Annotated in this window: 16 protein-coding genes; 5 read left to right on the top strand and 11 right to left on the bottom strand. The window is 34.8% G+C overall.

Annotation, left to right across the window (positions count from 1 at the left end; all coding sequences use genetic code 11):
* Positions 1-52: 52 nt before the first annotated feature.
* The 6 genes from TZ01_RS03820 to TZ01_RS03795 all read right to left on the bottom strand — a co-directional run bounded on the left by TZ01_RS03820 (position 53) and on the right by TZ01_RS03795 (position 5407).
* Positions 53-1186 (bottom strand): LUD domain-containing protein, encoded by a 1134-nt coding sequence (locus TZ01_RS03820; protein ID WP_048101818.1) that lies wholly within the window; start codon positions 1184-1186, stop codon positions 53-55.
* Between the two features lie 10 nt (positions 1187-1196).
* A complete protein-coding gene (locus tag TZ01_RS03815; RefSeq protein WP_052656743.1) occupies positions 1197-2090 on the bottom strand; it encodes a (Fe-S)-binding protein in 894 nt (297 codons plus the stop codon).
* A 258-nt stretch (positions 2091-2348) separates the two neighbouring features.
* Complete coding sequence (locus tag TZ01_RS03810) at positions 2349-2963, bottom strand: SDR family NAD(P)-dependent oxidoreductase (RefSeq protein ID WP_162216741.1); 615 nt, start codon at positions 2961-2963, stop codon at positions 2349-2351.
* Between the two features lie 28 nt (positions 2964-2991).
* Positions 2992-3942: a histidinol-phosphate transaminase gene (locus tag TZ01_RS03805; protein ID WP_048101489.1), complete on the bottom strand. Its 951-nt coding sequence runs from the start codon at positions 3940-3942 to the stop codon at positions 2992-2994.
* Between the two features lie 69 nt (positions 3943-4011).
* Positions 4012-4842 (bottom strand): RimK family alpha-L-glutamate ligase, encoded by an 831-nt coding sequence (locus TZ01_RS03800; RefSeq protein WP_048101488.1) that lies wholly within the window; start codon positions 4840-4842, stop codon positions 4012-4014.
* Between the two features lie 118 nt (positions 4843-4960).
* Positions 4961-5407 (bottom strand): CoxG family protein, encoded by a 447-nt coding sequence (locus TZ01_RS03795; RefSeq protein ID WP_048101487.1) that lies wholly within the window; start codon positions 5405-5407, stop codon positions 4961-4963.
* Between the two features lie 156 nt (positions 5408-5563).
* On the opposite strand from TZ01_RS03795, the gene TZ01_RS03790 reads away from it, so the two are divergent.
* The 4 genes from TZ01_RS03790 (at position 5564) to TZ01_RS03775 (ending at position 9926) form a co-directional block, all read left to right on the top strand.
* Positions 5564-6301 (top strand): electron transfer flavoprotein subunit beta/FixA family protein, encoded by a 738-nt coding sequence (locus TZ01_RS03790; RefSeq protein ID WP_048101486.1) that lies wholly within the window; start codon positions 5564-5566, stop codon positions 6299-6301.
* On the top strand, positions 6298-7179 hold the full coding sequence (locus tag TZ01_RS03785; protein ID WP_048101485.1) for an electron transfer flavoprotein subunit alpha/FixB family protein: 882 nt from the start codon (positions 6298-6300) through the stop codon (positions 7177-7179). Before TZ01_RS03790 ends, TZ01_RS03785 begins: the two co-directional genes overlap by 4 nt.
* Before the next feature lie 165 nt (positions 7180-7344).
* A complete protein-coding gene (gene acs, locus TZ01_RS03780) occupies positions 7345-9270 on the top strand; it encodes an acetate--CoA ligase (RefSeq protein WP_048101484.1) in 1926 nt (641 codons plus the stop codon).
* Positions 9270-9926, top strand: a complete 657-nt coding sequence (locus TZ01_RS03775) for an acetate uptake transporter (protein ID WP_231563415.1) — start codon at positions 9270-9272, stop codon at positions 9924-9926. The genes acs and TZ01_RS03775 overlap by 1 nt, the downstream gene beginning before the upstream one ends.
* On the opposite strand, the gene TZ01_RS03770 is transcribed toward TZ01_RS03775, so the two are convergent.
* The gene (locus TZ01_RS03770) at positions 9927-10250 is read right to left on the bottom strand and encodes a hypothetical protein (RefSeq protein ID WP_052656742.1); all 324 of its coding nucleotides are present in this window, start codon (positions 10248-10250) and stop codon (positions 9927-9929) included.
* Between the two features lie 79 nt (positions 10251-10329).
* On the opposite strand from TZ01_RS03770, the gene TZ01_RS03765 reads away from it, so the two are divergent.
* Positions 10330-11895, top strand: coding sequence for an APC family permease (locus TZ01_RS03765; protein ID WP_048101483.1), 1566 nt, complete (start codon positions 10330-10332; stop codon positions 11893-11895).
* Here the strand turns inward: TZ01_RS03765 and TZ01_RS03760 are convergent.
* The 4 genes from TZ01_RS03760 to TZ01_RS03745 form a co-directional block, all read right to left on the bottom strand.
* On the bottom strand, positions 11892-12629 hold the full coding sequence (locus TZ01_RS03760) for an ABC transporter ATP-binding protein (protein ID WP_048101482.1): 738 nt from the start codon (positions 12627-12629) through the stop codon (positions 11892-11894). The two genes, TZ01_RS03765 and TZ01_RS03760, sit on opposite strands and share 4 nt — an antisense overlap.
* Positions 12613-13518, bottom strand: a complete 906-nt coding sequence (locus TZ01_RS03755) for an ATP-binding cassette domain-containing protein (protein WP_048101481.1) — start codon at positions 13516-13518, stop codon at positions 12613-12615. Before TZ01_RS03755 ends, TZ01_RS03760 begins: the two co-directional genes overlap by 17 nt.
* A 48-nt stretch (positions 13519-13566) precedes the next feature.
* Positions 13567-13914 (bottom strand): DsrE family protein, encoded by a 348-nt coding sequence (locus tag TZ01_RS03750; protein WP_048101480.1) that lies wholly within the window; start codon positions 13912-13914, stop codon positions 13567-13569.
* A gap of 80 nt (positions 13915-13994) precedes the next feature.
* Positions 13995-14714 (bottom strand): DUF92 domain-containing protein, encoded by a 720-nt coding sequence (locus TZ01_RS03745; RefSeq protein WP_048101479.1) that lies wholly within the window; start codon positions 14712-14714, stop codon positions 13995-13997.
* Between the last annotated feature and the right edge of the window lie 38 nt (positions 14715-14752).

The raw sequence follows: 14752 nt of genomic DNA, 5'->3' as shown, positions 1-14752 counted from the left end.
TAAAATATTGGCTATTTATTAAAATACTTATAATCAGGACAAGGTTAATTTTTTATCCTGTATATCTAAATTTAATTTTTTCTATAATTTTTGGTATTGGTATTTTCATTGGGCATACCTCACCACAGCCGCCGGAATGCATGCACATTTCAGATTTGTCGTATTCCTTAAATATTATGGCAGACCACATTATGCCCGTTGGGCCGGTATAAGGGCTTGTACCAAAATCTTTTCCATAAAGCCTGTAGGCAGGGCATGAAAAATAGCATCTGCCACATCTTATGCAAAGCAGTGATTCCATTAACTCAGATTTTATAGCATCACTTCTTCCATTATCGACCAGTATTAAATGGAATTCCCTGGGGCCTGTGGCCGGCGTCACTTTCTTGAGTTCTATATCACCTGTGGAGCTTGGGCCTGATGATACATTTATGTATGTTGGTGGATAAAACCCGGCATTTGCGGCCTGAACTATAGCCTCATTAAATGCATCCTTGAGCGTTGGAACTATTTTATCAATGCCTGTTATTGCAATATGTATTCCAGGCAGAACAGTGTCCATTCTTATATTGCCCTCGTTTTCAACAAGAATAACAGAACCAGAATCTGCTGATACCGCATTTGCGCCTGTTATGCCAACATCGGCTGCAAGATATTTTTTCATTAAAAATTCCCTTACACTATGTACCATATCCTCTGTTTTTGAATTCTCATCTATTGATTTATCCAGATTTTCATTTAAAATTTTACCAACCTTCTCCTTCGTTAGGTGTATTGCCGGGGCAATAAGATGAGATGGCATGTCATTATTTATCTGAACAAGGTACTCACCAAGATCTGTTTCCCATATGTCCCTGCCCTCGGATGCCAGAGTTTCCCTTAATTTTATTTCGTAAAGAACGTTTGATTTTGATAACACTATATTTTTCTTATCACCTATTATTTTTCTTACAATATCAATTGCATCATTTGAATCCCTTGCAAGATGAAAACCTCCGCCGGAGCGTAAAACACTTTCTTCTGTCTGCTTTATATATCTATCAATATTGTTTAGGACATCAAGCTTTTTCTCTCTTAAATCCGCAGCCAGATCATTAATATATGGGTTCTCCCTTAATATTTTTTCAACCTTTGGAGCATTATTAACTATTGCCTTGTTAATTGCCACATTCCATTCATAATCCATTTTCAACACCCTATGAAACTACCTCTGCCAGGTCCTTTATATTATCAATATATGGTGAAAGGTTTTCAAAGCACAGGGGGCACATCACCATAACATTATTATTAACCTTAAGCAAACTTTCAGACCTCATCTTTGAAATTTCCTCACTGTCTGATTCTGAAATAAGGGATAGCGGGCCACCACAGCAGAATCCCATTTCCCTGCTTGTTACGAGGTAATCCTCATGAATATTTATACCAGCATTTTTTATCTTTGCCCTAATAGGGTCATACATGTTTAACGCCCTTGAATAAAGGCAGGAATCATGTATTACATAATCACCGGAACCCTTGAAATTTATAATTTCTAAATAATTTACAACATCTATATCAAAGTTTATTATTTCCTTTAGCCTGTTTAATGCATTTGTTGTATGCGGGTCAACGGTTATAAGTTTTTCTATGCCCCGATCATGAAAAAAATCCCTTAATTTTTCTCCGTATTTCTGGAATTCATAAAGGAATCCAGACTCAAGTAAAATAGCACCGGAATATGGTTCATCCTCATATAAATACCCGAAATCAATTCCGTTTTTTTTCAGCATAGACGATATATTATTTAAAATGCTGAACGACCTCTGCAGTTCAGAATCAGATGGCCTGATGATAAACTTTGATAAACTGATTAATTTTTTCGGCATGTTAACCCTGTATATCTTTGGAAAGAGTTTCTCGTATCTCTTTAGTATTCCGGATATCTGGTACATGTAAGATGTATAAAGCACTGTTTTTTTATTTCTTTCCAGGGATTCAGTCCATGAGGAATAAAGTTTTTTATCCATTGGAAAGGGGATATAAGACTCCATTAGGTTTTCAAAAACCATACTTTTCATTTTTATAATCCTTTCCCTAACATTTGCATCCATGTATAATAAAACAGGAAATAATATAATATATTTTCTATGCTAATATCTGTTCACGGAAGCATGAATAATGAAGAATAATTACAGATTAAATTATAAAATCTGGTTTAATTTAATATATTTATGCCCAGAAAAATACCTGTAATTCTTAAGGCTTAATTAATATGAATTAAGTTAAACACCCTGATAATCAGATGTAAGACTTTATAATTTACGGCAATTAAATTTTATAAAATTTTTATATTATAACATAAAACAATGTTACAGATCTAAAATCTTTCTGTTAATTCCGTCCACTATGGTGCTAAATATTATTGCATTGGTTATATCTGAACTCTGCAATTTTTTTTCTGAAATTTTATCAGGAAGTTTTTCTATATACTCCGGGTCTATATTACTGGATGAAACTGTAAAAATTCTGGCATCTGTTTTATATTTTAATGTAAATGTATCAAAAACACTCTTAACCATTGAATATTCAAAGGAGTCGTCTTTATTATATACAGCATTTATAATTAATGTTGCACCGAAATTTCTTGCATTTTTTATAAAGTTTATGTAGTAATCCAAAGATTGAAGAACATTCATGAAATCTTCATTTCCCTTATTAATATTTTCAAAATATATATTATTAATAATTATGTCTACCCTGCCTGCAATTTGCTTAACCTTATCATAAAGGTTTTTTTCATCTCTTGAAAATATATTTATTATGCCCTCCATTTTTTCTATTTTTTCCTTTAATTTCACCGCCTTTTCCTTATCTGTATATATAAGGACAATCCTTGCACCGTTCTTTGAAAATGTTTCTGAAATATCCTGTCCTGCCCCGCTCTCACCGTCAACTATTAATAATACCTTATCCACCGGATTCATATAATCACTCACCAGTAATATTATAGATTTATAATTTATTTTCCATGAATTCATCCATGGCATTTATTGCAATATCATTTTCCTCCTTTGTGCCTATGGTAATCCTTGATCTATCCTTAACAAGTGGCAGCTTTCTTATGTGTATCCCCTTTTTTTCCATAAAGTCATACAAATCATGCCTTAAATAAAGGAAATTTGCCCTGCTTTCATATGCAATATCCTTTACATGCCTGTACACCCTTTCACGTTCATCAATTATATATTTTATCTTTTCGCGTACGTATGAGTAATTGTCAATCATTATCTCAGCCATTTTTGCTGATAAAATGTTTAAATAAAACGGTGCCTGAAGTGATTTAAGTACAGATGCTGTTTTTTCACTGGCTATTCCGTAACCAACCCTTAGGCCGGCCATGCTAAAGGCCTTTGAAAATGTTCTCAGTATTATAAGATTATCATAATCATTTATCATTGGTGTGTAATCCTCCTCCGAGAATTCAAAATATGCATTGTCCAGTATTGTTGGTATATTTAGATCAAGCACCTCCTGTATATCATTTTTTGATATTAAATTGCCTGTGGGGTTATTTGGAGAGCATATAACTATGAGCCCTGTGTTCCCTGCCTTTTTAATGGCATCAACGTCTATTGAAAAATCATCACGCAGTGGGATATCTGTTATTCCCCTCCCATAATTTTTTGCATAAAATGAATACATTTCAAATGTTGGTGAGTTAATTAGAACGTTTCCTCTTGATGAGGATATTATTAAATTAAGGAGCTCATCGCTGCCATTTCCTGCAATTATATTTTCCTGATTAAAACCGAGAAAATCGCCTATTTTTTCAAGCAGTGTGGGTAATCCCTTTTCTGGGTACCTGTTAAATGGTGTTTTTTTAATATATTCCATTAACTCATACTTTAAGTTTTCTGGTATATCAAATGCATTCTCATTTTTATCAAGGAATATCTCTTTCATAACACTTTATGTTTTTTTGATTATTAAATTTATATTATGCCATTAATTTATTAATATAATATTTTTATCCTAACTAGTGGATTTAAGAAAATTAACAACATCATTTATTATCTTATCACCATAAACCCTTGAGGCACCTTTAAACTCCACCCTGCCATTGATTTCATGTATTTTTATGCCATCTGGAGATTCCATTGCATCTATTCCAATCACACCCGCATCAAATATTTCAGATGCCTTAATTATAATCTCCCTATCATAATCGCTCAGGGCCGCCTTTTCCACCTTGCCACCACGGTAAAGATTAGTTTTCCAGCCATCGTTGGAATACCTGTACACTGCTGCTGAAATATCATGATTTATTAGAATCGCCCTTATATCCCTTGGTGGTCTTTCCACATACCTCTGGATGTAATAAACACCTGATTCATTAACCATATCATTCATTGAAAAAATTGTTTCTGCCATATTATCATTTTTTATTAATGATACCATCCTGCCCCAGCTTCCTGATGCTGGCTTAAACACAACTGGATAGCCATAGGAATTGCAAACCCCAATGGCAGCATCCTTTGAAAAGCTAACAGTGGATTCAGGAGTTGGTATATTATTTTTATAAAGATACGCGGATGTAATTATCTTATTCCCTGTGATATTAAAAATATTAAAGGAATTTATTGTTCTGATACCCTGATTTTCCAGTATTGCAGAGTAATATAAGGACCTTCTATGGCTCACACATCTTATAAATGCAACATCACCTATTTTGCTATTTTTGCCAGTAATATTTAAGGGCTCATCCTTTGCATTTATAATATTGTATTCTATATTTTCCTCCTGCAGCTTTTTAATAATCTGTTTTTCCTCCCAGTTAATGTAATCGTAAATGATTGAAATCATAGGAAAAAATATTGTTTCTTTATTAATAATTTATTAAATTAATTATCATATTAAATAAAAAAAATGTGTTTTTAACCTTATTAATATTAAAATTAATATTATAATATATATTATGATATTAATTATATACAAGCCTGGATTCTATGCAGTGAATTGTCTGCTGTATATTCTTTAATGATATATCCTCAACTTTTTGAATGCCAATAAGCCTCATAAGTATTCCAAAATCAAATTTGCTTTTCCATGTAATGCTTGTTTTGTCATTGTATTTTTCATACGTGATATCTATATTAAAAACTATTTTAGAACCCTCTATTTTACCCTTTCCGTTTATATTTACCCTATTCTCATTTTTGTTATATTTAAAAGACATTTTACCTGATACAGTGCTCAGGTTTCCTATTCCCTCATCTGAAATATCGAACTTAACCCTGCATTGTATTATCTCACCTCTTTTAAGGTCATATATTCCCGGCAGGCAGGGTATAACATTATTTATATCTGAAAAATAATTATTTACATCATCTAATGGATAATCAACAATGAATGTACCGCTATATTCCAAGCGCACCACCAGCCTGTAAAATTAACATAAATATCACTTAAACCACATTTTTTTATATTTTATAAAGTCTTTTGTTTATATGTAACCTTATATTTATGTATAATAATATTCATTCTTTTTGGAAAAATTAAATATTAATTAAAACATCACATAATTATGAATATTGCAGTCCTGATTAAACAGACCATAGATATGGACCAGCTGAAGACAAATGAAAATGGAGAGCCGATTCTTGATAATCTCCCCTTGAAACTTGACATCCTAAGCAAGAATGCCATAGAGGCCGCAGTCCAGTTAAAGGAAAAATATGGTGGGGAAATAACCGGCATATCCTTTGGCACCGATAAAACAACATCTGCAATAAAGGAGGCATATGCCATGGGTGTTGACACCGGTGTTATATTAAAGGGTTACAAAAAATCTAACCCGCATGTAACAGCAAATGTAATTTATGAATATATTAAGGACAAAAATTTTGATATCATTATCCTAGGCAACCAGTCATCAGATTCATATTCTGGTATTCTTGCACCGGTACTATCTGAAAAAATGAAAATACCACTTCTTAGCAATGCCATAGGCATAGAAATAGCGGATAAAAATGTAAAAGCCACCTTGGAGCTTGAGGAATATAATGTGATTCAGACCCAGGCCATGCCGGTTGTAATATCTGTTGCACAGGAAATTAATAATCCAAGACTGCCGAATGTTATGCAGATCATGAAGGCCGGGAAAAAGGAGATAAAAATCATTGACGCAAATCCAAATTACAGTGATTCACCTAATGTAATATCCAATACCGCACCAAAAAGTGAAAGAAAAAGGATAATATTTGAAAATACTGATGATGGTGTTGCTGAAATATCCAGGCTTTTAAGGGGTGCATCAAGATGAGGGGATTACTTTTCTCTGATATACCAAAAAATGCAGGGGAGATGGCATCATATTTTTCAAAAAAAATGGACATAGATATCATATCGATTCATGATGAATCTGTATTAAAGTACGGTGCATCAAAGGTTTATTTTTATGACTCCGGTTTTTCTGACAACCTTTCAGATGCCATAATAAAGCTTAATGATAAAAATAAATATGATTTTATTTTTATATCCTCCACGGTGCTTGGAAGGGAAATAGCCGGAATACTTTCTGCCAGAACTGGAATGAAATGCCTTACCGAAATCTTTTATTTTGATAATAATGATAAAATCATTACAAAAAGATTATTTTATGGTGGCAAGACGGTAATGGAGGAAAGTTCAGATTTTCATTTATTTACAGTTGCACCAGGCATATCATCTGCAGATACACTTGAAAAGATATCGGAATCTGAAAATCTTCAATTACAAAAGAGCATTTATGAAATAAAATCAAGACTTGATAAAAACTCTGGTGGCGAGGATATAAGCGATGCAAAAATTATAGTATCCATTGGAAGGGGTGTTGGCAGCAAGGAAAACATACAAAAAATTGAACCGCTTGTAGATATCCTTCATGCAAAACTTGCAGGTTCCAGGCCCGTTTGCCTTGACTATAAATGGCTCAGTGAGGATCAGCAGGTTGGTCTATCCGGTAAAAAGGTGCGGCCAGATTTTTACATAGCGCTTGGCATTTCAGGTCAGATACAGCACATAGCAGGAATACGTGGCGCTAAAACGGTAATTGCAATAAATAAGGATAAAACTGCACCAATTTTTGATGAGTGTGATTATGGAATAGTTGATGACCTGTTTTCTGTTGTTGACAAGCTTGTTAATGAGCTTAAAAAATAACATTTTTTTATAAATATATTCATATTAATAAAAATTTATTAATAGTATTTATACAAATCTCATTTTTATTGTTACCATAATTAGTAATTTTTTACTGCATATGCCGTATATGGGTATAAGAAATTTGTAAAAAGATTTAAATACAGTTTTATTTTACTTTTAATTATGAATGATACACTACCCATGAATGAAAGATATAGCGCGCATTTATCGAGGTATTTTGAGACCTATAAAAAATCCCTTGAGAATCCGGATGAATTCTGGAATGAACATGCATCCATAATAGACTGGTTCTCACCATACACAAAGGTTCTTGATGATTCAAAAAAGCCATTCTACAGATGGTTTATAAATGGAAAGACGAATATGTCATATAACTGCCTTGACAGGCATATAAACACGTATAAAAGGAACAAGGTTGCATTTATCTGGGTATCAGAATCGGGGAATGAAAAGGTTGTAACATACTATGGATTATACAAGAGGGTAAATGCATTTGCCAGGGCATTATTAAACCTTGGAATAAAGAGGGGTGATAATGTTACAATATATTTACCAATGATTTTAGAGGCACCGGTTGCAATGCTTGCATGTGCAAGAATCGGTGCGGTGTTCAATGTTGTATTCTCAGGCTTTGGAGAGGAGGCACTTGCACAGAGGATAAATGATTCAAGATCAAAAACAGTAATAACAGCAGATGGTGCATACAGAAAGGGCAAATTAATAGATTTAAAGAATATAGTGGACCGTGCTGCTGATTTAAGCACCGGCATAGACAATGTAATAGTTGTAAGGAATGCAAATAATAAAATAAGCATGGTCAGTGACCGTGATTATTACTATGATGAAATTCTGGAGGATTCATATGTTGAACCCGAAAGGATGGATTCAAATGACCCATTATTTATTCTATACACATCGGGAACAACAGGAAAGCCAAAGGGCATAGTGCATGGCAATGGCGGATATCCTGTGTGGGTTGCAAACACACTTAAATGGGCATTTGATCCAAAGGACGAGGATCGCTGGTGGTGTGCTGCTGATATAGGGTGGATTACCGGTCACAGCTACATTGTTTTCGCCCCACTCCTTCTTGGATTAACATCAATAATATACGAGGGTGCAATAGATTATCCAAAACCTGATAGAATGTGGGAAATCATAGAAAGGTATGGTGTAAACATACTATACACATCACCAACGGCAATAAGGTTATTAATGAAATATGGTGAAAAATATCCGGAATCACATGATTTATCAACTCTCAAGGCACTCGGTACTGTAGGGGAGCCAATAAACCCTGCGGCATGGCACTGGTACTATGAGGTAATAGGCAAGAATCGGTGCCCAATAATAGACACATACTGGCAGACTGAAACCGGTGGCTTTACAATAGCACCATCCATATATCTTGGGCTTCCAGACCTTAAACCAGGTTCTGCAACATTTCCAATGCCGGGCATAGAACCTGATGTGCTGGATGAAAATGGAAAGAGGGTCAGGGATGGTGAAAAGGGATATATGGTAATAAAAAGGCCATGGCCAGGCATGATGCTTACAGTAAATGGTGATGACCAGAGGTATATAGATGTCTACTTTTCAAAATTCAAGAATATATACCTTATGGGAGATTATGCCATAAGGGATTCAGATGGATATTATTGGCTGCTTGGAAGGAGTGATGAGGTATTAAAGGTCTCAGGGCACAGGATAGGTACAATAGAGATAGAGGATGAGCTTGTATCCATGAAAGAGATAGCAGAGGCTGCAGTATTTGGAAAGCCTGATACTGTGAAGGGTGATGCAATAATAGCATTTGTTACATTAAAGGACGGCTATGAAAAATCCTCGGAGTTAATAGAGAAAATAAAGAGGAAGGTTAGAAATGACCTTGGCCCAATAATGGTTCCGGAGGAGATACACATAGTGAATTCACTTCCAAAGACAAGGTCAGGAAAGATAATGAGGAGGGTAATTAAGGCGGTTTACCTTAACCAGCTTCCAGGGGATATAAGCACCCTGGAAAATGAGGCGTCAGTTGATGAAATCAAAAGGGCAATGGATCTAATAAAAAAACAGAGTGGTAATTAATGGAAAATATAAAGGAAATTGATAATGAAAATAAGGCAATGATAAAAATTGCCGAGTCCAATCCAATGGAGGTTAATCAGATAAATAAGTCCCTGCTTGCTGATCCTGCACCCCTTGGACTTGCAGCCTTTGGTTTTACAACATTTTTATTGAGTTTTGTCAATGCCGGAATATTATCCGGCACTGCAGTATCTGTTGTTATGCCACTGGCATTTTCCTATGGCGGATTTGCACAGCTTCTAACCGGTGCATTTGAAATGCGCAGGGGGAACACCTTTGGTTTCACAGCCTTTACATCCTACGGTTCATTCTGGTTCTTTTACGGTCTTCTGGTCTTCTTCAGCTATTTAAAAATTATAACAATTTCTGTGCATGCACTTGGCATAGCCCTGATCCTATGGGGGCTTTTTACACTTTATATGTGGGCAAACGCAATGAGACTAAATTTGGCCCTAAATATGACATTTTTATTCCTGTGGCTTGCATTCATGGCCCTTGGTTTCGGTGCATATTATTCAAATACCACACTTACCAGAATAGGTGGAATATTTGGATTCATCACCGCATTTTTCGCTGTATACACAAGCTTTGCAATAATAAGCAATTCAATAAAGGAAAAAACCCTTCCCCTTGGCTCTCCATGGTTTAAAAAATAATCATTTAATTTTTTTTATTGTTTTTAACAGCATGCCGGTTTTTATTAACGTATCAGGGCTGTCAATAATTAAATGCCTCACTGGATATTTTTGAGGGTCATATGAATCAACATGAAGCTCATAATGATCAGTAAATTCAACAAGATGGATTCCCATTGTGGACTTATATATGCCTGATCTGTAATCACGTATCTGGCCCCTTATCTTTCCAACAGATCGCCTGAAGATTCCAGATTCCTCTGGTTTATTGTCAATATTCTTGCTTATCTCAATTTTCCCCTCAAGCACTGCCAGTGCACATAAGGAGTTCCATATATCATACATGAACATTATAATATAATAAATAATAAAAATCTATTGCAATGAAAAATGTTTAAATATGTTAGTGTAATACTAATTTTATATGTATGATAATAAAAAAGCCACAGAATATGAAAACAGGCTAAAAAAAGGGCAGGTTGGGACCTGGGGTGCCATAGCGGAGGAAATATCAGCAATGGCCCCAGCATGTGATGCAATAGCCTTTGTGGTATCCTCGGCAATTTTCGCATTCTTTTTAACACCATTATCATTTATAATCGCAACATTAACCATGTTTTTGGAGGTAAATACATTATATCATTTATCAAGAAGACATGCCAGCGCAGGGGGGTATTACGGTTATATTGCCAATGCATTTGGCCCTGTTCCTGCAATAAGTGCAGGATTAATGTATCCGATGTACCAGATAGTGAGTACCGCTGCAATTCCGGTTTTCGTTGCCGGTGTTGTGCTGCCGGGCGTTGTTAAATATTTCCTTGGAATTGGCATGCCAGCATGGATATGGATACCATTCATACTTGCATTTATAATTATACCCATAATGATAGCAATAATAGGAATCAGACCACAGATGAAATACATAAAATACGCATCATTTTTTGAGTTGATTTTCCTTGCCACATTATCTGCAATTATAATAATAAAGGCTCCTGATAACACAGTCAATGTATTTAATCCATTTGCGTGGCCACAGTACTCATCATGGTTTGCACCTGAGGGTGGCCCTATAGCAGGTGTTGGCCTTGGCATGATATTTGGTTTAACAAGTTTTATAGGCTACGGTGGATCAGCCCCTCTGGGTGAGGAGGCCACAAACCCAAAGGCCATAACAAGGGCACTGACAGTTGGCCTTCTGATCGTTGGTATTGTATTGACAGAGGTTGCATACGCTCAGATCGTTGGCTGGGGGATACCAATGATGCAAACGTTTTCATCCAGTGGTATTCCTGGAATTATTGTGGCAACTGCATACACAGGTATAGTTGGCGGTGTTTTATTTTCTCTTGTTGCATTTAACTCTGCATTTTCTGATTCTGTTGCAATGCAGGCCAATGCGGGTAGAGTGTATTTTGCCATGGGCAGGGACGGAGTTATACCAAAATTCTTTTCATATATACATAAAAAATATGTGACACCATCAAAGGCCCTTATATTTGTGGCTGTTTCATCCTCAGTTATGGCAATTATATCAACATTTTTAATTGCAATGGGTGCCGGGGTTAATCCATACACACTTTTAACGAGCAGGGCCAGTGATCCGGTTATTGTTAATGCATTAACCGATTCCTTCCAGTTTTTAACAACCATGGCACTTGCCGGATTAATTATTACACACGTCCTTTTAAATACCAGTGTTATGACAATGTTCATAAGATTAAAGGAAAAACATGGAAATATACTGGATAAAATAAAACACTTTACAGAGCATTATGCATTTCCAGCAATTGCCACCGTCATATTCCTTTTTGTTCTCTATGAATCAGTGGTGCCACCAGTGTACCCAATAACAGATGCAATCATAATAATAGGTGTTTATACATTATTTTCAGTAATTTATGCATTTTACATAAAATATAAAAAACCTGATGTTGCAAGGAGGGCGGGAAAGACCGTAAACCTGGTTGATGAGGAGCATAACAAAATTTAAATTCTTTTTTTATAATCCGGTGAGTATTCTATTAATTTTTTTGTATATTCATTTTCAGGTTTATTCATGATAGTATCAGTATCATTTTCCTCAATGATTCTGCCTTTATTAAGTATATAAATATAATCGGATGCGAAGGCCACACGGTTTATATCATGGTCTATATAAATTACAGAAATGGTTTTCCTTATGCTTTTTAAGAGTGAGAGCATATAAAATAAATTAATGGGGTCAAGCATTGAAAAAGCCTCATCCAGAACTATATATTTTGGATCAGGAATAATTGCAATTGTAAATGCAAGTTTCTGCATTTCTCCACCGGATAGTGTATTTACATATTTTGATCTATAATCATCATAATCAAGCCTGGTGGATTCAAATTTTTTTATTGAGCTTTCAATATCCACATTGTTTAATTCTGATGCGGTCATTATGTGCCATTCCACTGTCTTAACCATATTTAATGAAATGTAAGGGTCCTGAAACACATAGCGTATATAATCATATTTTTTCTCTTGGGAATTATCATAAAGAACCTCACCGGAATAATCCCTGTCATAACCAGATATTATATTTGCCAGTGTTGTTTTTCCAGAACCAGATGAACCAGTTATTCCATTTATAATATTTTCCTTAAAAATCGTTGATATATTATCAAGGGCATAAAAATCGGAATATCTAAAATTCCCGGTTTTAATTTTATATTTTTTTGTTAAATTAATTATTTTTATCATCCTTCCACCCAGGATATCTTATGCAGCGGTAACCATGACCATTAATGTTTTTATACGGTATATCGTTTTCACATTCATTATTTATGTATGGACAGGAATTTATAAAAACGCAGCCACCGTGCCTATCATTTTTTACCGGCCTGTAAACCAGATTTTTATTGGAATACAACGGAACATATTTCAGAATCATATCAGTGTATGGATGGAACCTGCATTTTAACAAATCATTAAAGTTTGCATCCTCTATAACCATGCCGTTATACATTATGTATATTCTATCTGCTATTTCAAAAAGTGCATTGACATCATTGCTTGAAATTATTATGGACGTTTTCTTTTTTATTTCCTTAAGAATTTTAAGTAACTTATATGTGGATATTGAATCAAGGCCTGTTGTGGGTTCGTCCAGCATCAGTATTTTTGGTTCCTTTAGCAGTGCCATGGCAATCACAACCCTGTGGCGCATGCCATCACTTAACTGTAAGGCCTTCATTTGAAGTATTGCAGGGTCAAGTGACAGTTCAGAAAATAGTGATTTAACATAATTTTCATCAAATGATTTCCAGTCATATAATTTACCAATCTGGAAATTAATGCTCTTTAATGGTTTAAGGCTGTTAAATGAATCCTGCTTAACATATATTGCATTATTTCTAAATTCTGAATAATTGCCCTTTTCAAATATGCTCTGACCATTGTATATTATATCACCGCTGCTTGAATAAATTTCACCCATTATGGCCCTTAACAGTGTTGTTTTACCTGATCCATTTGGGCCGAGGATGCCTATTATTTCATTTTCCCCAACAGTGAGATTAATATCTTTTATAACTTCATGGTATTTTTTATCCTGATAATAACCTGAGGATAGGTTTTTAATAATAAGCACGGATTATTATTGTAAATGTATATATAAATATTAGTATTATACTAAAAATTAGAATGTTATAACTGAATAGCCCTCATCAACCCTTTTGGCTGTTTCAACACCACCCATAACATCCCTTATTCCATCAAATATTATTTCAGGGTTTAATCCGAGGCCCTTTAAAGAAACCTTGCAGTACATAACATCTATATTTAATTCCTTCATATTATTGATCATATCCAGCATTGGTTTGGAACCGCCTGAATCCTTTAACAATGTTTCCACCCCACGGCCCAGGAACATAAAGGCAACGGTGGCGCCTGCATTCTTAACTGCATTGTATGCAAAATTCATGGCCATGTTGGCCCTGTTTATATCATCCTTTCCTGCTGTTGATATAACAAATAATTTAGCCATATATGGTAATAGTTTAATCGATAATAAATTTTTATTACATTTTTAAATCATATAAATGCAGGCAATTAAATATCAATGTATTAAAAACTAAACAGTATCCCAACGAAAACCGCCATGAGTGTTGAAGCAGCATTGACCTGCCCCTTGGTCATTTTATTTTTATTTTCAAATACCGCACCAAGTATGCTATCAAACTGGCATCCAAGGAATCCTAAAAATGTAATAATCAATATACTTATAATATTTATATTATGAAAATTAAGAACTGAATAAGAAAATGCAATAATAAAGGCACCAAAAACCGCCGCAAGCTCTCCCAGCAATGAAATCCCGCCATTAATTCCGGGCACAATTTTTTTAAAGTTTGTTATTAATCTAACATTCTTATCGAAAACCCCTATCTCAGATGCGAATGTATCTGCATTTACCGACGCAAATGATATGCTGAAGAGTTCAAAATAGGGCAGATTGTATACCTTAAATACGTTAAAAACTGCTATGATTAACCCAATCAGTGCGGCATATATAACATTGGATGCATGGCGTTCCCCATCGCGCCCCTCCTGAAGCTTCATTTTTGCCTTTTGTTGTATCCTATATTTTGTTGCCATAAACGCCGTGGCGGCAAATATAAGCATTAAAATAAGCCAGTAAATTGAACCCGCAAATGTTATAATTATTCCGACGATAAGTGCTGCAATTGTGCCCTTTAGATCAAAAACGTTGAAAACAAGTGAAAGAACAAAGAAGGACGAAAGGATTAATATTGCAGCGACAATATAGTCTACGCTAATTATCATCACCGGTTTTGATTTTATTTTTAAACTTATTTATTGTC

The organism is Acidiplasma sp. MBA-1 (genome assembly GCF_000949015.1).
GTDB classification, from domain to species: Archaea; Thermoplasmatota; Thermoplasmata; order Thermoplasmatales; family Thermoplasmataceae; genus Acidiplasma; species Acidiplasma aeolicum.
The sequence above is the reverse complement of the archived record's forward strand: the minus strand, read 5'-3'. Positions and strand labels throughout refer to the sequence as shown.